This window comes from Clostridioides difficile ATCC 9689 = DSM 1296 (assembly GCF_001077535.1).
Lineage (GTDB): Bacteria > Bacillota > Clostridia > Peptostreptococcales > Peptostreptococcaceae > Clostridioides > Clostridioides difficile.
Genome location: NZ_CP011968.1, coordinates 2933508 through 2959661 on the forward strand (window position 1 = coordinate 2933508; position 26154 = coordinate 2959661).

General features: G+C 28.4%; 19 protein-coding genes. 11 read left to right on the forward strand and 8 right to left on the reverse strand.

Going from position 1 to position 26154, the window contains the following annotated elements; genetic code table 11:
* Positions 1 to 34 precede the first annotated feature (34 nt).
* Entirely contained in the window at positions 35 to 1132 is a 1098-nt protein-coding gene (gene ychF, locus CDIF1296T_RS14040; RefSeq protein ID WP_003427022.1) for a redox-regulated ATPase YchF, read from the forward strand.
* Positions 1133 to 1610: 478 nt separating this feature from the next.
* On the opposite strand, the gene CDIF1296T_RS14045 is transcribed toward ychF, so the two are convergent.
* Both CDIF1296T_RS14045 and CDIF1296T_RS14050 read right to left on the reverse strand, forming a co-directional pair.
* Positions 1611 to 3890, reverse strand: a complete 2280-nt coding sequence (locus CDIF1296T_RS14045; protein WP_009897838.1) for a bifunctional diguanylate cyclase/phosphodiesterase — start codon at positions 3888 to 3890, stop codon at positions 1611 to 1613.
* Positions 3891 to 4160: 270 nt separating this feature from the next.
* Positions 4161 to 5615, reverse strand: coding sequence for a UDP-N-acetylmuramoyl-L-alanyl-D-glutamate--2,6-diaminopimelate ligase (locus tag CDIF1296T_RS14050; protein ID WP_009897839.1), 1455 nt, complete (start codon positions 5613 to 5615; stop codon positions 4161 to 4163).
* 94 nt (positions 5616 to 5709) lie between these two features.
* On the opposite strand from CDIF1296T_RS14050, the gene CDIF1296T_RS14055 reads away from it, so the two are divergent.
* Positions 5710 to 6648, forward strand: coding sequence for an AraC family transcriptional regulator (locus CDIF1296T_RS14055; RefSeq protein ID WP_022621683.1), 939 nt, complete (start codon positions 5710 to 5712; stop codon positions 6646 to 6648).
* Positions 6649 to 6860: 212 nt separating this feature from the next.
* Here CDIF1296T_RS14055 and ptsG read toward each other — a convergent pair whose 3' ends face one another.
* From ptsG to CDIF1296T_RS14080, 5 genes are all read right to left on the reverse strand, one after another.
* A complete protein-coding gene (gene ptsG, locus CDIF1296T_RS14060) occupies positions 6861 to 8933 on the reverse strand; it encodes a glucose-specific PTS transporter subunit IIBC (protein WP_018112860.1) in 2073 nt (690 codons plus the stop codon).
* Between the two features lie 302 nt (positions 8934 to 9235).
* Positions 9236 to 10078: a BglG family transcription antiterminator LicT gene (gene licT, locus CDIF1296T_RS14065; RefSeq protein WP_009897844.1), complete on the reverse strand. Its 843-nt coding sequence runs from the start codon at positions 10076 to 10078 to the stop codon at positions 9236 to 9238.
* A 260-nt stretch (positions 10079 to 10338) separates the two neighbouring features.
* Entirely contained in the window at positions 10339 to 12381 is a 2043-nt protein-coding gene (locus CDIF1296T_RS14070; RefSeq protein ID WP_009897846.1) for a cation:proton antiporter, read from the reverse strand.
* A 151-nt stretch (positions 12382 to 12532) separates the two neighbouring features.
* A complete protein-coding gene (locus tag CDIF1296T_RS14075; RefSeq protein ID WP_003427052.1) occupies positions 12533 to 13504 on the reverse strand; it encodes an ABC transporter ATP-binding protein in 972 nt (323 codons plus the stop codon).
* Entirely contained in the window at positions 13505 to 14482 is a 978-nt protein-coding gene (locus CDIF1296T_RS14080) for an ABC transporter ATP-binding protein (RefSeq protein WP_009897854.1), read from the reverse strand. It abuts the gene before it with no gap.
* 218 nt (positions 14483 to 14700) lie between these two features.
* On the opposite strand from CDIF1296T_RS14080, the gene CDIF1296T_RS14085 reads away from it, so the two are divergent.
* From CDIF1296T_RS14085 to CDIF1296T_RS14095, 3 genes are all read left to right on the forward strand, one after another.
* Positions 14701 to 16260 (forward strand): ABC transporter substrate-binding protein, encoded by a 1560-nt coding sequence (locus tag CDIF1296T_RS14085; protein WP_004454985.1) that lies wholly within the window; start codon positions 14701 to 14703, stop codon positions 16258 to 16260.
* 105 nt (positions 16261 to 16365) lie between these two features.
* Positions 16366 to 17325 (forward strand): ABC transporter permease, encoded by a 960-nt coding sequence (locus CDIF1296T_RS14090; protein ID WP_009897855.1) that lies wholly within the window; start codon positions 16366 to 16368, stop codon positions 17323 to 17325.
* 2 nt (positions 17326 to 17327) lie between these two features.
* Positions 17328 to 18140, forward strand: a complete 813-nt coding sequence (locus CDIF1296T_RS14095; protein ID WP_009897856.1) for an ABC transporter permease — start codon at positions 17328 to 17330, stop codon at positions 18138 to 18140.
* 211 nt (positions 18141 to 18351) lie between these two features.
* Here CDIF1296T_RS14095 and CDIF1296T_RS14100 read toward each other — a convergent pair whose 3' ends face one another.
* Positions 18352 to 19254, reverse strand: coding sequence for a LysR family transcriptional regulator (locus CDIF1296T_RS14100; protein WP_004454990.1), 903 nt, complete (start codon positions 19252 to 19254; stop codon positions 18352 to 18354).
* Between the two features lie 354 nt (positions 19255 to 19608).
* Here CDIF1296T_RS14100 and CDIF1296T_RS14105 point away from each other — a divergent pair, with 354 nt between their 5' ends.
* The 6 genes from CDIF1296T_RS14105 (at position 19609) to CDIF1296T_RS14130 (ending at position 25817) form a co-directional block, all read left to right on the forward strand.
* Complete coding sequence (locus CDIF1296T_RS14105) at positions 19609 to 20787, forward strand: acetyl-CoA C-acetyltransferase (RefSeq protein WP_009897857.1); 1179 nt, start codon at positions 19609 to 19611, stop codon at positions 20785 to 20787.
* Between the two features lie 8 nt (positions 20788 to 20795).
* The gene (locus CDIF1296T_RS14110) at positions 20796 to 21452 is read left to right on the forward strand and encodes a CoA transferase subunit A (RefSeq protein WP_004454993.1); all 657 of its coding nucleotides are present in this window, start codon (positions 20796 to 20798) and stop codon (positions 21450 to 21452) included.
* A complete protein-coding gene (locus tag CDIF1296T_RS14115; RefSeq protein WP_009897858.1) occupies positions 21452 to 22117 on the forward strand; it encodes a 3-oxoacid CoA-transferase subunit B in 666 nt (221 codons plus the stop codon). Before CDIF1296T_RS14110 ends, CDIF1296T_RS14115 begins: the two co-directional genes overlap by 1 nt.
* 104 nt (positions 22118 to 22221) lie before the next feature.
* Positions 22222 to 22998 (forward strand): 3-hydroxybutyrate dehydrogenase, encoded by a 777-nt coding sequence (locus CDIF1296T_RS14120; protein WP_009890906.1) that lies wholly within the window; start codon positions 22222 to 22224, stop codon positions 22996 to 22998.
* Positions 22999 to 23059: 61 nt separating this feature from the next.
* Positions 23060 to 24394: a GntP family permease gene (locus CDIF1296T_RS14125; RefSeq protein ID WP_004454996.1), complete on the forward strand. Its 1335-nt coding sequence runs from the start codon at positions 23060 to 23062 to the stop codon at positions 24392 to 24394.
* A 496-nt stretch (positions 24395 to 24890) separates the two neighbouring features.
* Positions 24891 to 25817 carry a CAP domain-containing protein gene (locus tag CDIF1296T_RS14130; protein WP_018112861.1) on the forward strand — a complete coding sequence of 309 codons (927 nt, stop codon included), beginning with the start codon at positions 24891 to 24893 and terminating at the stop codon, positions 25815 to 25817.
* Positions 25818 to 26154: the final 337 nt, after the last annotated feature.

Below are 26154 nucleotides of genomic sequence, written 5' to 3' on the forward strand. Positions count from 1 at the left end.
AATATAAAAAAGAATAAGAGAGAGGACGATTAATATGAAATTAGGCATAGTTGGTTTACCAAATGTAGGTAAAAGCACACTATTTAACGCAATAACTCAAGCAGGTGCAGAATCTGCAAATTACCCTTTTTGTACAATAGACCCAAATGTGGGAGTTGTATCTGTTCCAGATGAAAGATTAAACAAACTACAAGAATTATATAATTCTGAAAAAATAGTTCCTACTGCTATAGAATTTTGTGATATAGCAGGTTTAGTTAGAGGAGCTTCTAAAGGAGAAGGTTTAGGAAATAAATTCTTATCACATATAAGAGAAGTTGATGCAATAGTTCATGTTGTTAGATGTTTTGAGGATGAAAATGTTGTACATGTAGATGGTTCTGTAGACCCACTTCGTGATATAGAAACTATAAACTTAGAATTAATTTTCTCAGATATAGAGATTCTTGAAAGAAGAATTAATAAAACTCAAAAAGCTGCTAAGGCTGATAAAACTTTAGGTTCTGAACTTGATTTATTAAAATCAATAATGTCTACTTTAGAAGAAAGTAAGTGTGTAAGAACTATGGAATTTACAGAAGATGAACAAACATTCGTAAATTCATTGGATTTACTTACATCTAAGCCTGTAATATATGCTTCAAATGTATCAGAAGATGATTTAGCTGATAATGGAGAAAATAATAAATATGTTCAACAAGTTAAAGCATTTGCAGAAACAGAAGATGCCGAAGTTGTTGTAGTATGTGCACAAATAGAAGCAGAAATTTCTGAACTTGATTCTGCTGAAGAAAAGAAAGAGTTTTTAGAAACATTAGGTCTTGAACAATCAGGGCTTGATAAGCTTATAAAATCTTCTTATGCTTTACTTGGTTTAATTTCATTCTTAACTGCTGGTCCAAAAGAAGTTAGAGCATGGACTATAAAAGTTGGAAGTAAAGCTCCTCAGGCAGGAGGAAAAATACATTCTGATATAGAAAGAGGATTTATCAGAGCAGAAACAATAGCCTTTAATGATTTGGTTGAGCATGGTACTATGGCTGCTGCTAAAGAAAAAGGGTTGGTTAAATTAGAAGGTAAAGAATACATAGTTAAAGATGGAGATGTAATATTATTTAGATTTAATGTTTAAAATGATTAATCGTATACACTTTGACTATTATATATAATAACTAAAAAACTAAGATTATAATAATACAATATTATCTTATAATAATTATATAGAATTTAAAAATAAAAGAAGAGTATTTCAAATGATTTGTATAAATTATTATGAAAAACTCTTTTTTTGATATAATAAAATTACTTACATATATAACATTTAAATTTATAAATTATCTTTTTATTTTTTAAAATATGTATAACACACCTATAGAAATTACTATTATTACTATCTAAAGTATTTTGCTATAATCCCATATACTCTTACCTCAAAAACATTCAAATAGAAAAAATACTACATAATTAATAAACTTTGCCCAATAATTCCTAAAATAATATCATAACAATGATTTATGTTTTATAATAGTATATTTTTACATAAAAAAGTGAACATTGATTAACAAAGTTCACTTTTTTATAAATTTTTATGTTATAATTCACAATTTTATTTAATTTGTTTCTTTTCTATTTAAACTATATCTATCTAATATTAATTTTTCATATTCTTCTATTGGCATTGGTCTAGCAAATAAAAATCCTTGAGCCATATCACAACCTATAAACCTTAAAAACTCTGCTTGCTCTACAGTTTCAACACCTTCTGAAACAACTTTTATATCAAGTTGCTTTGCCATTTGAACAATACTTGAAACTACAATTTGACTCTTTTTTGCATTTCCCACTGTTATAAAGAATTGCCTATCTAATTTCAATACATCAATTGGCATATCTTTAAGCATATTTAAAGAAGAATAACCAGAACCAAAATCATCCATAGAAATTTTAAATCCAACAGATTTCAAAGTTTGCATTATTTTAAATAATATTTTTGTATTGTCAAATATTGCACTTTCTGTCAATTCAATCTCAATTAAATTTGGTTCAACTTCATATTCTTTTGTTATTCTTTCAAGCTCAGAAATAAAGCCTGGATTCTCAAGATGTACTCTTGATAAGTTTATTGATATAGGAAATGTGGGGAAATTTTCATTTTCCCAACGTTTAAAATTTTTACAAACTTGGGTAAATACAAACATATCCAATTCTGTTATAAAACCATTTTTCTCAAAAATAGGAATAAATACACCTGGACTTATTAGACCTTTTTTAGGATGTTGCCAACGTACAAGTGCTTCAGCACCTACAATTTTAGTAGTTGATAAATCAACCTTAGGCTGTAAATAAACTTTAAATTGTTCATTTTTTAAAGCATCATGCATTTCTTGTTCAATATCACGTTCTTCTATGAGAGTTTCTTTTAAATTTTCAGCATAAATCTCATAAACTTTTAAATATTTTCTTTTTACTGTAGTTTTTGCAATCATAGCTTTGTCAAGACAGGTAGAAATATTTGTTTCTCCCTCTTCAACAAAATATACACCTATAGATGGAATTAAATTGAGTTCTACTCCCAAACTTGTTTTTATCATTGACAATTTTTTACGTATAAGTTCACATATTTCTATAATTGACTCTCTATTATTTTTCTTTTCAAATATTATAGCAAAATTGTCATTTGAAATTCTTGAAAATACAGATTGCTCTTTAAATATATTCTTAATTATCTCTGCTATTTCCTTTAATACTCTATCTCCTTCTTCATACCCAAACCTATCATTTACTAGCTTAAACTTATCTATATCAAAATAAATTAAAACTAGATTCTTTTTCTCATGAGAGGATAAAAATTTTCCCCCTTCAAGATTAAATTTATTTGAATTGCCAATACCTGTAACGTTATCTTTAAAAGCAAATTCTTCCAATTTTTCCTTACTCTTTTTATGTATAAATAGTATATAAATTGTTAATGCCGTAAAGATTATAATCAAGACTACACATGCTGATAATGTAAGTTTTATAATAGCATATGATTTCTCAGATATAGCAGTTTTAGGAACTTCAGAAAAAAGATACCAATCATTGATTCCTATTGGGGCATAACTTAAATAATATCCTTTTCCAAACATACTATAACTTAATGAACCTGATTTAAAGTTTTTTATATTTGACTTCATATTATTGATACTAGATTTTGATATTGAATCACTTCTGCCAATGTAAGAAAATAAATTTTCTTTAGTAGAGTTGGCGTTTTTACTGCTTGGATTTAAAACAATATCACCATTACTTCTAGTTATATAAGAATATCCTTTTCCATTAAATGTAGGTACAGAAAGTATTTTTTCATACAACTTCGTACTATGTGTGGCAAATATAACTCCTTTAACCTCATTATCTTTATAAATTGGTACAGAATATACATTAATATTACTATTGGTATTTTTATCATCTTCTATTACATCTTTTAATTTTCCTGTTATAACCACTTCTCCTTGCATTGATTTTAAGAAATAATCTCTTTTAGAGAAGTCTTCTATATAACCATCTGTAGTGTATGCTGTACCATTTGGTAAAATAACTCCCATTCTTTTAAATGAACTATTAATAGCTTGTCTTTTTAGTATAGAAAGGATATTATCTACTTCAAAAGACTCTTCTCCTTCAATAAATATTGAAATTGACTCTAGTAACTTTATATCTCCATTAATTTGTTTTTTTAACACATTGACGCTTTGATTTGCTATTTCTGAAAGATATTGATTCGTTTCTTCACCTAATGTCTTATTCAACCTTGAACCATAAATCAAACAGGAAATTGTAATTACTAAGATACTTATGACAGCAATTATGGACAAACCATACCTATTATTTTTTGCATCACTTAACATTATGCTTCCTGCCTTTCTCGAATCTATGTATGTATAATCATTATCTTATGACAATTATTGTAAACATTTTATAATAATACTTATTTTTCCATATTTACTGTAATTATACAAAATTATAAACTTTATTACAACAATAAATTAATTAATATAGATATTAGTGTTTATATTATTGCATTATCTATTTTACAATTATTTACATATAAAAAAATGTAATATCAAAGTGAAGCTTGATATTACATTTTTGTTCTTGTATTTTGTTTAATTTTTATGCTACATCTTACTTAAACACTCATTTGCAACTTCTTTATCATCAAAATGATGCTTAACTTTACCTATAATTTGATAAGTTTCATGTCCCTTACCTGTTATAATTACAACATCATCCTTTTTTGCCATACTTATAGCTTCTGCTATAGCTTGTTCTCTATCAACAACAACATGGTAATTTTCTTTTTTCTTGTCAATTCCTTCAAGTATATCTTTTATTATTGCCTCTGGTTCTTCAGTTCTTGGATTATCAGAAGTTATAATACATAAATCAGAATATTTTTGTCCAATTGCTCCCATCAAAGGTCTCTTTTCAGTATCTCTATCTCCACCACACCCAAACACAGAAATTATTTTTCCTTCTGCAAATTGTTGAGTTGTCTTTAGTACATTTTCAAGTGCGTCAGGAGTATGAGCATAGTCTACAATTACGCTTATACCTTTATCATTTGGAACTGTTTCAAACCTTCCTGATACTCCATTAGAAAGTCTAAGGCCTTCTTTATATATTGGTTTAGGTATGCCAAGTACATAGCAAGCAGCTATAACTGCTAAAGTATTATATACTGTAAACATTCCTGGAACTGGTATAAATATTACTTCTTCATATGAAGGTGTTATTAATCTATAAGATACTCCATCCGAATCTGATTTTATATCTCTAGCCATAAAATCAGCCTTAGTATCAACACCATAAGTGTAACAAGGTACATTTATACCTTTTATATTTTCATATATCTTTTTTCCACCTTCATCATCTATGTTTATTATATTTGCCATAGTAGTCTTAAAAAATAATTTTTCTTTTGCTTTTCTATAATCCTCTAAATCTTTATGAAAATCTAAATGGTCTGGTGTTAAATTTGTAAATATGCCTAGTTTAAAGTCTGTTTCATCAACTCTATTTAATGCCAATGAATGTGATGAAACTTCCATAGCACAGTAGTCACATCCATTATCCAACATATTATTAAAATGATATTGTAAATCTATACTTTCTGGAGTTGTTGAATTGGAAACAATGTCTTTTTCTCCATCAAAAATTTTTATAGTTCCTATAAGTCCAACTTTATTCTTATTTAAAGTTAATATCTCATTTAGTATAGTAGTTATACTAGTTTTTCCATTAGTACCTGTAACTCCTATAACGTTAAATTTTTGAGATGGATGATTGTAAAAATTATCAGCTACTTTTGCCATATCTTTTCTTGTATCTTTTACCTTTATAAATGTACATCCTTTTATTTCTACATCTTCTTCAACAAGAAATGCACTTGCTCCCTTTTCTATGGCATCTTTTATATACTTATGACCATCTGACACAAATCCTTTTATACATATAAATAATGTACCTTTTGTAACCTTTCTTGAATCATATTGTACATTATTAATATCTATATTTAATTCACCCTTGACATTGATTATATCCAACCCCTGTATAATATCATTTAATTTCATAAATGCTTTCCTCCCTTTAAACTCTTTCTGCTAAAATTACACTACATATAATATTATATTAAGAATTTTTTACTATGTGAATGGTTAAAAATGCTTGAAACATTGCAAAAAATGCTCTATAATTTTCTATAATATAACTGAGGAAAGGTCTTCTATAAAAACTATGGATAATAAAATCGGGTACTTAAACGATAACTTTAAAATATTTAATATTAGAGATAAAAAAGATATACAATTTGAATACCATAATCATGATTTTAATAAGATAATTATATTTATAAATGGAAATGTAACTTATTTTGTTGATGGTATTCCCTATAAACTAAAGCCTTGGGATATACTCTTTATCAGCAATAATGAAATACATAAACCAGTTATAGATTCAAATGTCTTTTATGAGAGAATTGCAATATGGATTAGCCCAGAATTTATGAAAAAAAATAGTGATGCTAATAGTGACTTAGAAAAATGTTTTAAAATAGCTACAGAGAATAAATGCAATAGATTGCGTTTAAATATACATGATATTGAATCTATTAAGAGTTTTATTGAGCAAATAAATATTTCCGAATCCAATACTGAATTTGGAAATGAAATATTGAGAAATACATTATTTATACAACTTATGATATTCTTAAACAGAATTTTCCTAAAAAATGAAAATATGGAATCAACAGAAGACGTTTTTTATGATGAAACTATTAAGAAAGTATTAAACTATATAAATTCAAATATAGATGATAAGCTTTCAATAGATAGCATATCGTCTGAATTTTTTATAAGTAAGTATTATCTTATGAGAAAATTTAAATCTCATACTGGAACGTCTATACACAATTATATAGTTCAAAAAAGATTAATTTTGGCAAAATCACTAATAACCAATGGTCACCTTATGAGTGAAGTTTGTAATAAATGTGGATTCAACGATTATTCTAGTTTTGTAAGGGCATTTAAAAAAAACTACGGTGTATCTCCTAAAAATTATATAAACAATAAAAATCCTTTGGATATTACTCTTTTAGATGAATAGATAATTTATGTAAATTTTATTTTAATAAAACTTGAAGTATTAGTGTATTTATCTTACTAATACCTCAAGTTTTTTAATGTTTTAAAATATATCAAAATATAATGATATATATTTCTATTACTTAAAATATATATTAAATAAATTGCATGTTAACTGAACCTATTTATATATTTATTAAATCTCACATAACTTTTAGTTACACTATCATATAGCTATCCTATTTTTTCAATATCATCTCTTAATATACTTACTCTATTCTCCTCTTTTGCTGTGGTTACTCCTTTTTTAATGCTTAATTTCTGATTTTGTTCTAAATTCGTAAATACTACAGGACTTATTGTTGATAGACCATTTTTTTCAATATATTCTAAGTCCATTTTAACTAATTTTTCTCCCGCTTTTACTTCATCTCCTACATTCACAAATACTTCAAATCCATTTCCTTCTAAATTTACAGTTTCTATCCCTAAATGTATAAGTATTTCTACTCCACTTTTTTGGGATTTTATTATTATTGCATGCTTAGTTGGAAATATAACTCCAATAGTTCCATCAACTGGTGAATAAATCAATCCATCACTAGATTTAATTGCAAATCCATCCCCCATCAGTTTACTTGAAAATACAGAATCTGGCACTTCTTCTATATCTAATATCTCTCCATTTGTTAATGAATCAATCTTTTCTACTAAAGCATTTTCCATATTTGCAACTTCCATATTTTTTTTCACTTTATTTTTATCAACATTTTTAGTAACAGTACTTTCAACCTTTGTTTTTCCCTCTATTATATCTTTTATATCAGACTTTATTGAATCCGATTTTGGTCCAAATATAGCTTGAACATTGTTGCCAATAACCATAACACCTGCTGCTCCAAGTGATTTCAATTTTTCTTTATCTACTTTATTTATATCATTTACAACCAATCTAAGTCTTGTTATACACGCATCTAGGCTCTTCAAGTTGTCTTTATTTCCTAAAGCAATCAAAATCTCTGATGCTAATTCATTCTTAGACATTTCAATGACTTCAGCGTTAGTTTCTGACTCATCTTCTCTTCCTGGTGTCTTTAAATTAAATTTTCTTATCATAAATCTAAATACACTATAGTATAATACTGCAAAACCAATACCTACCAAGATAGCCAAGTACCATGGAGTTCTATTAGGAAGAACACCAAATAATAAGAAATCTATTAATCCTCCTGAAAATGTGAATCCAATTTTAACTCCTAATAATTGCATAATTGCGTATGATAAACCTGAAAATAAACAATGTATTGCAAATAATACTGGTGCAACAAATAAAAACGCAAACTCTATTGGCTCGGTTATTCCTGTTAAAAAAGAGGTTAATGCTGCTGATGCCATTATATCTGCTACAAATTTTTTCTTTTCTGGCTTTGCTTCATGCACCATAGCAAGAGCTGCTGCTGGAAGACCAAACATCATAAATGGAAATGCACCTGTCATAAAAGTACCTGCTGTGAAATTTACTCCATCTTTAAGTTGAGCAAAGAATATCTTTTGGTCACCCATTACAAGCTCACCAGCTTTATTTACATATTCTCCAAATTGATACCAAAATGGATTATGGAAAACATGATGCAAACCAAATGGTATTAATAGTCTTTCCAAAGAACCTTCCATAAATGCTGCTAGTGTTTGATTTGCTTCTATAACATTTTTTGAGAAACTAAGTAATCCCTCTTGTATTGGAGGCCAAATAAAAGACAATATAATTCCTATTGCTATAGCAACTAATGAAGTAACGATTGGTACAAATCTTTTACCTGCAAAAAAACCTAGATACTGAGGTAATTCAATTTTATAAAACTTTTTATAAAGATAAGCAGCCACTATCCCTATAATAATACCACCAAATACCCCTGTTTGAATTGTTGGTATTCCAACAATATTTGCATACATAGAATTGTCTACCATATCTTCTGTAACACCTGCCATAACACCCATAGATGTATTGAGAATTAAAAAACCTACTATGGCTGCCAATGCTGCAACACCTTCTCCTTCAGTTAAACCAACAGCTACCCCAACTGCAAATATAAGTGGTAAGTTATTAAATATAATTTGACCTGAACTTTCCATTATACTTATTATAAGTTGAAATGTAGGATTCGCCAAAGCTGGAAAATGAGCCAACAATGCGTCTCCTGCTAAAGCATTACTCACGCCAAGTAATATACCTGCTGCAGGAAGTAATGCAACTGGTAGCATTAGAGATTTTCCTACTTTTTGTAAAACACCAAATACTTTTTTCATTTACTTTTCTCTCCTTATTATTTTATATTTTTTTAAATAAAAAAGACTTAAGTTTATAAAAAGTTACATTAGTATACTTAATTCTAAAATTAAACTTATGTTAATATAAACAAACCTATATTAACCTAATTTCAGAATTAAAAATAAACTATTATAATTTTTTTATAAACATAAGTCTTGCCTGCATTATCAGTAACAATCTTAATGTTTTAAAATTATTATTTTATATTAAATTTTAAATAATATATTAAAATTGAACATAATATATTAAATCTATACATTCTGTATTAAACTACTCTTTATTATAAATTCAGTACAGATATAACTCTTTTGATATGTAATGTTAAATAAAGTAGTTCATCTTGACTTACATAGTAATCATAATTCTTTTCTACATGAGTTTTTATTTTATATGCACAATCATAATCCTTTTCATACTTTACTTTAATTATATCTATAATTTCATTATTTGTATCATTGATTTTTTCTTTTTTTACTAATCGTTTTGCAAAGAATTTTAAATGAGTCAGAAGCCTATCATAATTTATATCATCTTCTTTAAATTCAACTCTATAATAATATCTTATAATATTTAGTATGTCTTTTACAATTTTAGTAATTAACAGTGATTCCTTTGAACTTCCCTTATAGTTTGAATTTACTATATGCATTGCTATAAAACCAGCTTCATCTACTGGAAATTTCACATCAAATTCTTTATTTATATAATCTACAGCCCATTTCCCAATCTCATATTCTTTTTTATGTATTCTTTTTATCTCATGTAGTAAATCATTCTTTATAGTTATGTTTTCATGATATCTTTTAATTGCAAATGCAATATGGTCAGTAAGTGCTACATAAATATATTCATAAAGTTTAGTATTCAAATTCTCCTCTGCATAAGCAATTATTTCAGTACTAACCTCAAAAAATTTCTCATCAACCTGGCTTGCTAGTTTACTAATTTTATCTAAAAAGCTTTCATCTTGTATTACAAAAGTTCTTTCAATTTTACTTTTATCTATTTCTTGACCTTTCTTTTTTTGAAACCCAATTCCACATCCTGTTAATATTAATTCTTTTTTTATATTTTCATCTAAAACTAATACAACATTATTATTATAAATTTGTTGAATAATCATAATCAATATCTCTCCCAAAATACAATTTCCCTTATTCATAAAAAAATACCTAAATTAAGATACAATTCACCTGTATACCTTAACCTAGGTATTGCCTGCTTACCAGTAACAATCCAGCTTGTTAACGCTTATATATTGTATTCAATTTATGGTTTTATTCTATTATAAATAAATATATATGTCAAGTAAATTATTGAAAACTATTTCCTATTTTTTAGTATTAATTTTAACATCAAAAATCAAATTTTATTCCATTATATTTATGATTCTATCATCATCATTTCATCATAGAGAATATTTTCCAATAACTCTTTAGCCACTTCTCTTGATATTTGCTTAGTTTCAACTAATTGTTGAACACTGTCTCTTTGACTTTGTATCGCCATTACTCTGTAGTATTCTACTCTTGCCTCAAACTTATCATCATTTTGAATCTTTCTAGTAATCCAATTCAAATAACGATTATAGAATCTGATTGCTATTAAGGCCTCATGTCTGTTATCTTCATCAGTATTTTTATTTATAAATGATATAGCAGTTTTAGTAGAAAGTGCATATGCATGGTGAAACTCTTTGATTATTTCTTTATTCTCAGATACTATTTTTGTAATTTTTTCTTTTACTTCTTTCTTTACTTTTCTATTTATAATCCACATGCTTATTTTTAATTTTACAATTTTAAATATAGATTTTTGAACAGATTTTCTTGATTTTGTAATATAAAATCTATACAATTTAAAGGCTCTATCAGAAATTTTACCATCTTCTAATAGTTTCAAAACAGCTAATAATCCCTGTTGGTCTGCTTCTGCAATCATCATACTTATAAGTTTATTATCTGGAGTATTTAGTATTCCTTTTTCTGAGTCTACCAACTGTTCATTTAAATCATGTATAACTGGTTGTACTTCTTGTGCTTTTTCATTACTAAGTTTTAAAATGGCTTCTTTCAAAATTAGTTTATATGCCTCTTTATCAGATAATAAAGGTTCTGACTCTTGTACGTTATTTTTTAATAATCTTGGCAGTAAAACTGTTGCCAATACTAAACTTATAAGAATAACTTCTGATGATATAAATAAAACAGTATCTCTCATTGGAAATACATCTTTATCAGCCAAATAAAAAGGTATAGATAAGGCAGTTGCTAGTGTAAATGTACCATGAACACCACAAGTAGCAACTATTAGTGAGTATTTACATTTAGAAATACTCTCTTTTACAACTTCTTCATCCTTAAAACCTAAAAAACCTACAAAAAAATTATTTAAAGGATTCTTTTTAGGTTTTATAAAAGAATTATGCCATAAATATACCCATATAAATCTTATAACAAATAAAATAAGTACAATTAAAGTAGAAATAAAAGTCAATTCCAATGCCATATTTTCATTTTTACTACTAAGTCCTGTATATATACTTGGTAACAAAAAACCAAGCAGTGTAAAGACAAATCCATTCAATACATACTCCAAAACATACCAAGTATTGTCTGATATTATCCTTAATTTAGTAGTTGTATTTTGTAAATGCTCTTTTTCAATTCCATGAGCTATCCCTGCCATTACAACAGCTAGGATTCCAGATACTCCTATTTCTTCTGCTACAAAATATACAAAAAGTGGAGTCATTATTTGTATAACTATTACCATTGGAATTTCTTCCAAATTCCACTTGTGTAAACTAAGTCTTATTTTTATAATTATGTATCCTAAAATACTTCCTACTATTATTCCTCCAAAAGCTGTAATCATAAATTGAATCCCTGCCTCTTCTATTGAAAAAACTCCTGTAACTGTGGCAAGTACTGCAACCTTAAATGCTACTACTCCAGCAGCATCATTTAATAAAGATTCACCTTCAAGTATACTCATCATATTTTTAGGAAAATTTAATCCTTGTGCAATTGATTTTACTGCTACTAAATCAGTTGGAGATATTACTGCTGCCAAAGCAAATGAAACAGATAATGGCATCCCAGGAATAAGAAAATGTATAAAGATTCCACCTGCAAACACGGTTATTAAAACTAAACCAAATGCAAGAAGCAAAATTGGTTTTCTGAGCTCTAATAGCTCTTTTCTCGATACATTTTGTCCTTCACTGAATAGTAATGGAGCTATGATACATATTACAAATATTTCTGGATTAAATGAAAATGAGAATTTAAATGGCAAAATAGACAATATAATCCCTAGTACAATTTGATATATTGCAAGAGGAATATTACTCCACTTTTTGCTAAATACAGTTGAAATCGTTGTACAAACCAATAATCCCAACAATGTTACTAAAATTGACATAACTACCTCTCTTTTCAATAATAATATTATAGATTAAACTTATATATCAACTAACTTAATATTAACAGCATGAAATCCCATCTTAATCAAAAAAATTTTCAGTTTATTCTATTATTCTTATTATATACATCAAATTTAATTTTTGAAATATCTATACTAGATGACATGCAACAAAATGATTTCTTGATATTTCTTTTAAAACTGGAATCTCTTTTTTGCATATTTCCTTACAATAAGGGCATCTTGTATGAAACTTACATCCACTTGGTGGATTTGTTGGAGATGGTATGTCTCCTTTTAATATAATTCTATTTTTCTTAATTGTAGGGTCTTGTATTGGTACTGCGCTCATAAGCGCTTTTGTATATGGATGTTGAGAATGTAAGTAAAGTTCTCCTTTAGTTGCAATTTCTATTATAGAACCTAGATACATAACACAAACTCTATGTGCAATATGATTTACTACACTCAAATCATGAGATATAAATAAATATGAAAGTTTATATTTATCCTGTAAATCCATAAGTAAATTTATAATTTGAGATTGAATAGAAACATCTAGTGCAGAAACAGGTTCATCACAAACTATAAATTCTGGATTTAATGCTAATGCTCTTGCTATACCTATTCTCTGTCTTTGACCTCCAGAAAACTCACCTGGTTTTCTATTTAAATGGTACTTAGAAAGACCACAACTTTCTACAACATTTAATATATTATCTTTTATTTCATTCTTTGGCACTAAATTATGTTCTATAACTGCCTCGGATATTATTTGTTCCACATTTAATCTTGGATTTAATGAACTATATGGGTCTTGAAATATCATTTGCATTTTGGGTCTTAACTTTCTAAGTTCTTCCTTCTCTAACTTATATATATCTACACCATTAAATTCAACTTTACCTTCAGTTTTTTCAATTAATCTAAGAATGGTTCTTCCTGCAGTTGATTTTCCACATCCCGATTCTCCAACTATAGCCAAAGTTTCTCCTTTTTTTAAATCAAAAGAAATTCCATCTACTGCCTTTACACATTTAATTTCCTTATCAAATAATCCAGATTTAACTTCAAAGTACTTTTTAAGACCCTCTACTTTTAATAAACTCTCTTCTTTTTTCAATTATATCTCCTCCTTTTTATATAACCAACATGCAATACTATGACCACTATTCAATTCTATTAAAGGAGGTATCTGAGTTCTACATTTATCACATACTTTTTCACATCTATCACTAAAATAACATGAATCTGGCATCCCAATTGGATTTGGTACTTGTCCTGGAATCGAATACAATCTTTTATCTTTGTTTTTTCCAAGAGCAGGCTTTGATTTTAGAAGTCCAATAGTATAAGGATGTTTTGGATTTTTAAATAATTCAACAACCTCTGCCACTTCTATAATTTTGCCAGCATACATCACTAATACTTTGTCACACATTTCTGCAACTACTCCCAAATCATGTGTAATCATCATTATAGATGTGTTTAATTTTTCTTTTATATTTTTCATTATATCTAAAATCTGAGCTTGAATAGTAACATCTAAAGCTGTTGTTGGTTCATCAGCTATAAGTAATTTTGGATTACATGATAAAGCCATAGCTATCATTATTCGTTGTCTCATACCACCTGATAATTCATGTGGATATGAATTATATATTTCTTCAGCTCTTGGTATTTCTACCAGTTTTATCATATCGATTACCTTTTTCTTAGCTTCTTCCTTTGATAAATCTTGATGTATCATAATACCTTCAATGATTTGACTTCCAATAGTAAACGCTGGGTTTAAAGATGTCATTGGTTCTTGAAAAATCATTGATATCTCATTCCCTCTTATTCCCATAAGTTCATCTTCATTCATCTTTAAAATATCTTTGCCTCGAAAGATTATTTCTCCACCTTCTATTTTTGATGTTGGAAGTAACTTCATCAAAGACATGGCTGTTACAGACTTACCACATCCTGATTCTCCAACTATTCCAATGGTTTCACCTTCATTTATATTAAAACTTACTTCATTTACACTCTTTACAATCCCTTTATCTGTATGAAAATAAACTTTTAAATCTTTAACCTCAATTAGTGCTTTACTCATTATTTTCTCCTCTCAGCAAAATTACTTAAGATAACATACACCTTTTGATTGTATTTTATAAAAATTTAAATTACAACATTTTCTTACATTTTATTATTTTTTTCTATTAATTATAATAATATAATAGTTAATTTCTATATATATTGATTTAATAATGATTACTATTATACAATAAAAAATATGTGTTAAATATTATTTTATGGAGGTTTTATAAGAATATGAAATTTAAAAAATTGGCATCATTAATCTTAGTTTCATCATTAATGCTTACATTTACAGCCTGTGCTTCCAATGATAAAGACAAGTCTAGTGGAAGCAAATCTGGTGGAACTGTTGTAATACCTATGGCAAGTGACCCAGATATAATCAATGGAGCTTTTGCAAACGTTAAAGAAGACTCTCTTGCATCAAATATAGTTTATGCTCCTCTTTATACTTATGAAAAAGGAAATTTAGTAAATTATTTAGCAGAAAAAGTAGATTTTAAAGATAGTAAGGAATTAACTATAAAATTAAAATCCAATTTAAAATGGCATGATGGAAAGCCAATAACTGCTGAAGATGTCTTATTTACATTTAATACAGTTTTAGACGAAAAACAAAATTCACCATCAAGACAATACTTATTGGTGGGTGAGAAACCAGTTAAAGTAGAAAAAATTGATGATTTAACAGTTAAGATTACTTTACCAACTGCAAGTGAATCTTTCTTATATGGTATATCTAAAATTTCTCCAATACCAAAACATGTGTTTGAAGGAGAATCAAATATAGCTAAGTCAGAAAAAAATAATAATCCAGTTGGTTCTGGTGCATTCAAGTTTAAGGAATGGAAAAAAGGTGAAAGCATAGTATTTGAAAAGAATGCAGATTATTTTGGTGGAGAACCTAAGGCAGATTCTATAGCGCTAAAAATAATTCCTAATGAAGCATCTCAAGAAGCAGCTTTAAATAATGGCGAAATTTCACTTATGAAGACATCTGCTGAAGGATATGAAAAGGCAAAATCAAACTCAAACTTACAAACTTATACTTATAGTGAAGAAAGATTAAACTACATTGTATTTAACCAAAATATATCAAACATGGCTAACAAAGAAGTAAGACAAGCCTTATCATATGCCTTAAATAGAAATGAAATGATAGAATCAGCATATGGAAAAGAAGGTTCTGTACCTGCTAAATCTATATTAGTTCCAGAAGCAGACTTCTATACAGAAGAAGGTGTTGAAGGATATGACCAAGATACAAATAAGGCTAAAGACTTATTGGATAAAAGTGGTGTTAAAATTGATAAATTAAAAATAGGTTATAACACAGGTAGATTTGGGCATAAAAACTATGCCTTAGTAGCTCAACAAGAGTTGAAAAAAATTGGTATAGAAGCTGAAATAGTTCCTTATGAAAGTAAGGCATTCTTCAATATACTATTTAGTAATAGCACGGAATGTGATATGTATGTAAATGGTTATGCTTGGGGATTAGAACCAAACCCATATAGAGGTATGTTTGAAACTGGTCAATATTGCAACCAAACTAAATATTCTAATGCTGAAATAGATGCTTTATGGGAAAAAGGATTTACTGAGTTAAACAAGGAAAAACGTGAAGAAATATATAAGCAAATACAACAGGATATATCTAAGGATGCGCCTATTTACACTATAGATTATGAACAAAATTTAATGGCAGCTCAAAAAAATCTAAAAGGAATAAAAGATGCTAAACCATCTCCTGCAATATTATTTGAAGATTGGTCTAAACTGTATGTAGAATAATTGATGTAAAATTTTATATTATTAATTAGAAAAGGAGATGTCTAAAAATAATATTGTTTTATTATTTTAAAACGAGACATCTCTTTTAATTAGGAGAATTTACTTATGTTAAAATTAATATTGAATAGAGTAAAAGTTTTAATACCTATGTTAATCTTAATATCTATATTATCATTTGGACTTTTAGAATTAGCTCCTGGTGACCCAGCAGATGCATATATAAATCCTTTAATGTCTTCACAGGATATTGAAAATATAAGGGTTAATATGGGGCTTGATAAACCAGTATATATAAGATATTTAAACTGGTTGAAAAACACTTTAAGTGGAAACTTAGGTATTTCTTATATAAACCATATGCCCGTTACAGAACAAATTATGGAAAAAATGGGAAATACATTTATTCTTATGGGTACTTCTTTGATATTTTCAATATTGGTAGCTATACCTCTTGGAATACTTTTAGCTGTAAATAAAAATTCAATAACTAGTAAAGTATCATCTGTTTTTAATTATATAGGTGTTTCTATACCTTCTTTTTGGATAGGTATGATACTCATTTCAATTTTTTCAGTTAAACTTAACATTTTCCCATCAGGAGGTATGCATACTATTGGAAATGATAGTATTGGAGATTTAGTAAAACATTTAGTTTTGCCTGTAATAACTTTAGGTCTATATAATACTGCTATTTTTACAAATTATGTAGAAGCTAGTGTAAATGAACAATTAAAAAAACAATATGTTATTACAGCAAGAGCAAAAGGATTATCAGAAAAAGTCATACTATTTAAACATGTCTTGAAAAATTCACTGACATCATTGGTTACAATCCTAGGCATGAGTATACAAAAATTAGTCACTGGTGCATTTGTTACAGAAGTAGTTTTCTCTTGGCCAGGTATGGGAAGATTAATGATTGATTCAATTTTTTCAAGAGATTATACTGTAATTATGGCAATAACTATGTTATCAGCACTATTTTTAATTTTAGGTAATTTAGTTGCTGATATACTATACTTATTAATTGACCCTAAAATAAAATCTAGCAAAGGAGGATTCTAGTTGTGTTTACAAGTATCTTAAAAAAATTAAAAAAAGATAAATCCTTTGCTTTTGCATGTATTACTCTTAGCATAATAATCATATTAATTATAGCTTCTTTTATATTAAATATAGACTCTAATGCAATTGATACTACTTCTAAACTTCAAGAACCTAGCTTAAAGCATATCTTTGGTACAGACGAACTTGGTAGAGATTACTTCTCTAGAGCTCTTTATGGTGGAAGGATTTCACTTAGTGTTGGTATTTTATCAATGCTTATTTCTGTAGTATTTGGTACTGCTGTAGGTGTTATTAGTGGATATATTGGAGGTAAGCTAGACCAATTCTTGATGAGATTAGTGGATATGCTTATGAGTATACCAAGTTTCTTAGTTTTGATTGTATTAAATACTTATCTAACACCTAAAGTTTCCACTATTATACTAATTATTGGATTCTTAAGTTGGATGGAAGTTTCAAGAATTGTACGTGGCGAAACATTAAAAATAAAGGAAAATGAATACTGTCTAGCTGCTAAAGCTACTGGTATCAAAACTAGAAATATACTATTAAGACATATAGTTTTAAACTTAAAAGAGACTATTGTAGTTGCTGGTTCGTTAAATATTGCTAATGCTATCTTAACTGAATCTGCTCTTAGTTTTTTAGGTCTTGGAATCCAATTGCCTCTTGCATCATGGGGTAATATGCTTCAAGATGCTCAAAGACATATTTTTGACAAGTTATATTTAGCTGTATTTCCAGGATTACTTATATTTTTAACAGTCATGAGTTTGACTATAATAAGCAAAAAATTTTCTAGTAATACTTAACAAATTTTATATAGAAAATAAAAACAGTGATTATCTAAAGATATACACTGTTTTTATTTTTCGTTTAAAAAAATACATCTTTTGTATATTATAACTTTAAATACTACTCTACCATGTTATGTAAAGCCTATTATTGTTCTCAAACATATAGATGAAAAACTATTAGTTTATTATAATAAAAATTGATTTATTTGTTATTTTAATAACATTTTTAAGAGTTCTTTTTACTAAAGAAATCTATAATAAATTTAAATACATGTTGGTCTACATGGCTATAACGTTCTTTTTTAGGTCTACATAATATAACTTTCCATGTAATAGGATGATTAAAAGGCTTTTCTATAATTTTGCTATTTTCAAAAAAATCATGAACTGGTGATGGTAAAATTGTTATAAAATCAGAATTTGTGGTTGATAGCAACAAAAAATCCCATGAACCAGACATTATATATCTTTTTAACTTAACATTTTCATCAGTAAATTTTTGCATTAGCTTATGATGTATCATAAAAGTAGGATTAAATATTGCAAGTAACTGCTCATTCAAATCGTTCCAATCTATCTTATCCTTCTTAGCAAGTGGATGATTTATATTTAAAAATGCTGTAAGTTCATCTTCTTGAAGCACATGTTCAGTTACTACACTTTTATCAATTTTATGTGGATGTAACAATACTGCATAATCTAATTCCTGTAAGATAAGCATTCTATTTAAGTCATATGCACCCTTCTCTACTATATCAAATTCTATATCTGGATTATTTGCAACTAACTGTGCAACTACATCTGAAAATGCTATTCCAAGTATAAGTGGAGGTATTCCTATTCTAACTTTTCCTTTAAATTGAACTGAATCTTCTCTTAAATCTTCCATCATATTTTTGTATTCATTTATGATATGTTCTGCATTTACATAAAATCTTTCTCCTGCTGGTGTTAACCCATTTAACCTGCCTTTATACCTTTCAAATAAATATACATCTTCACTTTCTTCAAAATTTTTTATAATTTGACTTAATGCTGGTTGAGATATGTGAAGTGTCTTAGATGCTATTGATAAATTAAAACCAGATTTCACTATTTCAACAAAATATTTCAACTGTTTTATATCCATTTTAAACCCCCTTCCCCAAAAGTATAATTTAGATTATATTTTTTCTTCTAATGATATTTTATAGGAAAATCAACATAATTTCATTAATATTTTAACAAAATATTTTTCTAAATCTACTATAAATTTTTATCCTATAAATTTTTCTTATACACTATATAAAAAATTAGACTTAGACAAAACGCTTTTTTCGCCGTAATCTATAATTAGAAACAGGAAAACCTAAAGCATTAGGAATAAAAGTAATTGAAATACTTAAAAACAAGCTTGTATTAAAAAAGTACTTTATTATAGTGTTCCCTAATTTCTTTATTCAGAAAATTTTTAATTATCATTCAAGAAAGGTAACTATTAGATATGAAAGATGTAGTAATCGTATCAGCAGTCAGAACACCTATAGGAAGTTTTGGAGGTGTATTTAAAAATACTTCAGCTGTTCAACTTGGAACTATCGCTGTTAAAGAAGCGATATCACGTGTAAGACTTAATTTATCTGAAATAGATGAAGTAATAATTGGAAATGTTCTTCAAACAGGGCTTGGACAGAATGTTGCTAGACAAATTGCTATAAATGCAGGTATACCAAATTCTGTTCCAAGCTACACAGTAAATAAATTATGTGGTTCAGGGCTTAAAAGTGTCCAGCTAGCTGCCCAATCAATCACATCTGGTGAAAATGATGTGGTAATTGCAGGTGGTACTGAAAATATGAGCCAAGCTCCTTATATCGTTCCAACTGCTCGCTTTGGTAGTAAAATGGGTGACATAACCATGGTAGATAGTATGCTAACAGATGGCCTTATTGATGCTTTCAATCAGTATCATATGGGAATAACTGCAGAAAATATTGCAACTAAATTTGAATTTACTAGAGAAATGCAAGATAAATTGGCATTAGAAAGTCAAAATAAGGCTGAGAATGCTATAAAAAACAACCGCTTTAAAGAAGAAATCGTTCCAGTAGATGTTTTAATACGTCGAGGAAAAATAGAAACTATTGATAAAGATGAATATCCTAAATTAGGTATGACATTTGAAGGTTTATCTAAACTTAAACCTGCATTCAAAAAAGATGGTACTGTAACAGCTGGAAATGCCTCAGGTATTAATGATGGTGCGGCTATGTTAATACTAATGAGCCAACAAAAAGCAGACGAACTAGGTATTAGACCACTTGCTAAAATAAAATCCTATGCTTCAGCTGGTGTTGAACCTGAAGTCATGGGTACTGGTCCAATCCCTGCAACTAGAAAAGCACTGAAAAAAGCTGGGCTTAGCATCAATGATATAGACTTAATAGAAGCAAACGAAGCGTTTGCTGCCCAAGCATTAGCTGTTAAAAATGAACTTCAAATAGATTCATCAAAGTTAAATGTTAATGGTGGTGCAATAGCATTAGGACATCCAATAGGAGCAAGTGGAGCTAGAATACTTGTTACCTTAATTTATGAAATGCAAAAACGTAAAGTTGAAACTGGACTTGCAACACTTTGTATTGGTGGTGGTCAAGGAATATCAATGGTGGTTTCACGATAGGAGGAAATATGAATAAAATAGTTAGCATTGATGAAGCTCTATCTCATGTAAAAGATGGAGATACAATAATGGTTGGTGGATTCATGGCCAATGGTTCACCAGAAAATTTAATTGATTATTTATGTAGTAAAAATATAAAAGATTTGACACTAATTTGCAATGATACTGGCTTTATTGACAAAGGAGTTGGCAAAATGGTTGTAAATAAGCAATTTAAAAAGATAATTGCTTCTCATGTAGGATTAAATAAAGAAACTGGAAGACAAATGAACAACAATGAAACAGATGTTGAGTTAGTTCCTCAGGGAACTCTTGCTGAACAAATACGTGCAGCTGGTTATGGTCTAGGAGGTATACTCACACCGACTGGTATTGGTACTCTTGTTGAGGAGGGAAAGCAAAAAATTGTTGTCGATAGCAAAGAATACCTTCTTGAAAAACCAATTTATGCAGATGTTGCTCTTCTATTTGCATCAAAGGTCGATAAAGCAGGTAATCTAGTTTATAAAGGCTCTATGAACAATTTTAATAATTTAATGGCATCTGCTGCCAAAATTACAATAGTTGAAGCAGATGAAATCGTTGAAATTGGTGATATTGACCCAAATGAAGTTAATACACCAGGTATTTTTGTGAATTACATCGTTGAAGGAGGTAATTTATAATGGATAAATTAGAAATGCAAGAATATATTGCAAATAGAGTATCTAAAGAATTAAAAGACGGAGCCGTTGTAAACCTTGGAATAGGTCTACCAACCAAAGTAGCAAATTATATTCCGGATAATGTAAACGTTATCTTACAATCTGAAAATGGCTTTTTAGGTTTAGGTTCAGCCGAAGATGGAAATTCAAGTGATGAAACTATTGTAAATGCAGGTGGTCAACCAGTTACTATACTTCCTGGAGGATGTTTCTTTGATAGTGCTACTTCTTTTGGAATAATCAGAGGAGGTCATGTTGATATAACTGTTCTTGGCGCACTTCAGGTTGACAAATATGGCAATATAGCAAACTATATGATTCCAGGTAAGATGGTTCCAGGTATGGGTGGAGCTATGGACCTAGTAACTGGAGCTAAAAAAGTTATTGTAGCAATGGAACATACTTCAAAAGGTTCTGCAAAAATATTAAATAATTGTACTCTTCCACTTACTGCAACAAATGCTGTAGATTTGATAGTTACTGAAATGGGAGTTATGGAAGTAACATCAGATGGAATTTTACTTAAAGAAATAAATCCAGCTTTCACATTAGATGATGTTATTTCTGCTACTGAGGCTCCTTTAATATTGTCAGATTCATTAAATGGAAAAATATCTGTTGTTTAAAATAATTAAAACTAGAAAATAAAAATCTCTTAGACGTATTACATATAAATTTGTATTGCTTAAAATATTAATATAAAAATAAAATAAAATTGGAGGAAATGAAAATGGTTAAAGATAAAGTTGTATTCGTAACAGGAGCTGCAAGTGGAATAGGTAAACAAATAGCTGAATCGTTCTTAAAAAATGGTGCTAAAGTAATGTTCTCTGATATAAATCAAGAAGCTTTAAATAATACCATAACAGAGTTACAAAAAAAAGGTTATGATTGCATGAGTGTAAAGTGTGATGTAACTAAGGAAGAAGAAATTAACCACGCTATAGACAAAACTGTTGAAAAGTATGGCAGATTAGATATATTAATAAACAATGCTGGACTTCAACATGTTTCTATGATAGAAGATTTCCCAACTGATAAATTTGAATTTATGATAAAAATAATGCTGACAGCACCTTTTATAGCTACTAAAAAAGCATTTCCTATAATGAAAAAACAAGGCTTTGGTCGTATAATAAATATGGCCTCAATCAATGGTGTAATAGGATTTGCTGGAAAGGCTGCTTATAACTCAGCAAAACATGGACTTATTGGACTAACAAAAGTTGCTGCTCTTGAAGCTGCCGATTCTGGTATAACAGTTAATGCTTTATGCCCTGGATATGTAGATACTCCACTTGTCAGAGGTCAGTTCAATGACCTTTCAAAAACTCGTAATATACCATTGGAAAATGTCTTAGAGGAAGTTTTATACCCACTTGTACCACAAAAACGCCTATTAGATGTTCAAGAAATTGCCGACTATGCTATGTTCTTAGCAAGTGATAATGCTAAGGGTATTACAGGACAAGCTTGCTTACTAGATGGAGGATATACTGCACAATAGTTATTATATTTAGGGCTTGAAGAAAGTATTCTTCAGGTCCTTCTACTAAGGAGGGATATTTATGAGTATTATCGCGCCAATTGGTATAATTATTGGTATCATAGCTATTATATATTTTTCAGTTAAAGAAATTCATATAACTATAGCTGCTCCAATAGCAACTTTAATAGTTGTTATTTTAAATAAAATGGATGTTGTAACGTCAATGCTAGGTGCTGACAAAAACAATTATATGGGTGCACTTGGAAACTATATAATGAGTTATTTTGCAATATTCTTATTAGGCTCAATACTTGCTAAATTTATGGAAGAAAGTGGAGCTACTGTATCAATAGCTGATTTTATTTTAAATAAATTTGGCTCTAATCATCCTTATAGAGTTTTAGTTGCTATATTTATAGTAAGTTTTATATTAACGTATGGTGGTATAAGCTTATTTGTAGTTATGTTTGCGGTCATTCCACTTGCAAGAACTCTATTTAAAAAACTTGATATTTCTTGGAACCTTATTCAGATACCACTTTGGCTTGGTATTGCAACAATTACTATGACTATAATTCCTGGAACACCAGCCATTCAAAATGTTATACCTATTCAATATCTAAATACGTCTCTTACTGCAGCTACTATACCAAGTATTGTAGGTAGTATAGGTTGTGCTACGTTTGGACTTGTCTATATGAAATATGCTCTAAACAAAAGTATTAGAAAAGGTGAAACTTATGCAACTTATACTTCAGAATTAGAAGAAGAATCTTTAGATAGAGAATTACCAGGATTTTTTGCAAGTATTTTTCCTCTATTAGCACTCGTAATTATAGCTATAACTGGAAGTACTTTTGGTTCAGAATTTATGAAAAAAAATGTAATTTACATAGCTTTAATAGTTGCAATTCTTTTATCTGCTTTTTTATTCCATAAATTTCTATCATCTAAGATACAGACATTGAGCATAGGTGCTAGTGGTTCTATAGGTCCTATATTTGCTACATCTTCTGCAGTTGCATTTGGAGCAGTAATAATGGCTGCACCTGGTTTTGATGTATTTAGCAAACTTATAATGTCAATACCAGGTAGTCCACTTATAAGTCTTACTGTTTTGACTTCAACAATGTCAGCAATAACAGGGTCCTCTTCTGGTGCATTAGGAATAGTAATGCCAAACTTTGCAGATTATTATTTAAGTACTGGTCTAAATCCAGAATTAATTCACCGTGTTGCTACAATAGCTTCAAATATACTAACTATAGTTCCACAAAGTGGTGTTTTTCTTACATTCTTAAGCTTATCTAAGTTAACACATAAAACTGGATTTAAAGAAACTTTCATTGTAGTTGCAGTTGGTTCACTAATAGCAGAAATTATTGTAATTACATTAGGATTACTAATGTATTAATATAAAACAAATTAAAATTCATAATATGAAAGGTGGTGTCTCAAAGTGAACTTTTTACTTAATGAGACACTCTTTTTATATGAAATAACATATGCCTATCATTTAAACAATAAAAAAGAACCTTATCTCTATTTTGAGACAGACCCTTTTTATTTCTTAAAGATTTAAATAATTATAATTTGTTGCTAATACGAAAGCATCTACTGAATAAATTTAACCAAATAAAAAAAAATTTATCATAACTATAAATTTACGTTATGGAATTATTATAAAAATATTATTTTCTCTAACTAAGTAATTCCATACTATACAGGCTTTTAATACAAATTGTCAAACACACTGAAATATACCTATTTATTCCATATATATCTTTTTTACATATCTTTACAGTAAAAAAAGTCTTAATCTTATGTTAGTATAGATTCACGGGTAACCCCCTACACTAAAGGTTACAAATCAGTAACATTTTTAGAATTTTTAGATTAAGAGGTGTTTAATGATGAGAAGAAATATACCAACAAAATTAAAAACTATATTAGCTTTAGGAGTGTTAACTTTAGCAACAGCTTCAAGTGCTGTTACTGCAAGTGCTTCATCACTTGAAAATAATGTAAATATAAGTAACAAAAGTTTAGTATATAGTAATACTAAATACAAGTTTTCTGCAAAACCAAATTGTTCTGTAAAACCAGAACTTAAGCCTGATAAAGATAACTCTTGTAAGGATAAGAATCATAATGACAAGAATTGCAACAACACTAATAAACCTGAGGACAACAATAATTCAGACTCTACTAATAAGCCTGATAACAATAAACCTGAGTCTAATAAACCTGAAGACAACAATAATTCAGGCTCTACTAATAAACCTGATAACAATAAACCTGAGTCTAATAAACCTGAAGACAACAATAATTCAGGCTCTACTGATAAACCTGATAACAATAAACCTGAGTCTAATAAACCTGAAGACAACAATAATTCAGACTCTACTAACAAACCTGATGATAATAACAACTCAGGCTCTACAAGTGAAAGTTTTTCAGCTTACCAAAAAGAAGTTGTTGACTTAGTAAATATAGAAAGAGCTAAAGCTGGATTAAATCCTCTTACTCTTGATTCTTCTATATCAAATGTTGCTACAAAAAAATCTCAAGATATGATTGATAACAACTATTTTTCACACAATTCTCCAACTTATGGTTCTCCATTTGACATGTTGAAAAAATTTGGAATAAGCTATAAGACAGCAGGTGAAAATATAGCTATGGGTCAAAAAACTCCTAAAGAAGTTGTAAACGCATGGATGAATTCTGAAGGTCACAGAAAAAATATAATGAATCCAAATTTCAGTAAAATAGGTGTTGGAGTAGCACAAAAAAGTGGTGGTTCAATTTATTGGACACAAATCTTTGTAGGATAAAATACTCTTTTTCCATACATATCAAGAGAGTATCTCTAAGTGATAAAAAACACAAATGAGATACTCTTTTGTATCTATTTTAAAATTATCAAATCCAAATATACATACTATAAATATTATTTGTTCTCTTAATTTTAGTGTGTAAAACAATATATAAAAAGTATTGGCAAGATGAAAATGGAAAACTTAAAAAAGATATTTAATAGGTAAAAACAAAATCTTAATATCTTCATAAAAAAAGGCTGTCTCAAAATAGAGATAAGGCCTTTTTCATTGTTGAAATGATTAAAATATATTTGATTTCATACAAAAAGAGTGCCTCATGAACTAAAAAGCT

Coding starts and splice junctions, on each gene's coding strand:
- CDIF1296T_RS14090 (WP_009897855.1), top strand. CDS start 16,366: ATGTTAAAATTAATATTGAATAGAGTAAAAGTTTTAATACCTATGTTA.
- ptsG (WP_018112860.1), bottom strand. CDS start 8,933: ATGAAAAAAGTATTTGGTGTTTTACAAAAAGTAGGAAAATCTCTAATG.
- CDIF1296T_RS14105 (WP_009897857.1), top strand. CDS start 19,609: ATGAAAGATGTAGTAATCGTATCAGCAGTCAGAACACCTATAGGAAGT.
- CDIF1296T_RS14125 (WP_004454996.1), top strand. CDS start 23,060: ATGAGTATTATCGCGCCAATTGGTATAATTATTGGTATCATAGCTATT.
- licT (WP_009897844.1), bottom strand. CDS start 10,078: ATGATTATTCAACAAATTTATAATAATAATGTTGTATTAGTTTTAGAT.
- CDIF1296T_RS14080 (WP_009897854.1), bottom strand. CDS start 14,482: ATGAGTAAAGCACTAATTGAGGTTAAAGATTTAAAAGTTTATTTTCAT.
- CDIF1296T_RS14050 (WP_009897839.1), bottom strand. CDS start 5,615: ATGAAATTAAATGATATTATACAGGGGTTGGATATAATCAATGTCAAG.
- CDIF1296T_RS14115 (WP_009897858.1), top strand. CDS start 21,452: ATGGATAAATTAGAAATGCAAGAATATATTGCAAATAGAGTATCTAAA.
- CDIF1296T_RS14110 (WP_004454993.1), top strand. CDS start 20,796: ATGAATAAAATAGTTAGCATTGATGAAGCTCTATCTCATGTAAAAGAT.
- CDIF1296T_RS14120 (WP_009890906.1), top strand. CDS start 22,222: ATGGTTAAAGATAAAGTTGTATTCGTAACAGGAGCTGCAAGTGGAATA.
- ychF (WP_003427022.1), top strand. CDS start 35: ATGAAATTAGGCATAGTTGGTTTACCAAATGTAGGTAAAAGCACACTA.
- CDIF1296T_RS14100 (WP_004454990.1), bottom strand. CDS start 19,254: ATGGATATAAAACAGTTGAAATATTTTGTTGAAATAGTGAAATCTGGT.
- CDIF1296T_RS14045 (WP_009897838.1), bottom strand. CDS start 3,890: ATGTTAAGTGATGCAAAAAATAATAGGTATGGTTTGTCCATAATTGCT.
- CDIF1296T_RS14130 (WP_018112861.1), top strand. CDS start 24,891: ATGATGAGAAGAAATATACCAACAAAATTAAAAACTATATTAGCTTTA.
- CDIF1296T_RS14070 (WP_009897846.1), bottom strand. CDS start 12,381: ATGTCAATTTTAGTAACATTGTTGGGATTATTGGTTTGTACAACGATT.
- CDIF1296T_RS14085 (WP_004454985.1), top strand. CDS start 14,701: ATGAAATTTAAAAAATTGGCATCATTAATCTTAGTTTCATCATTAATG.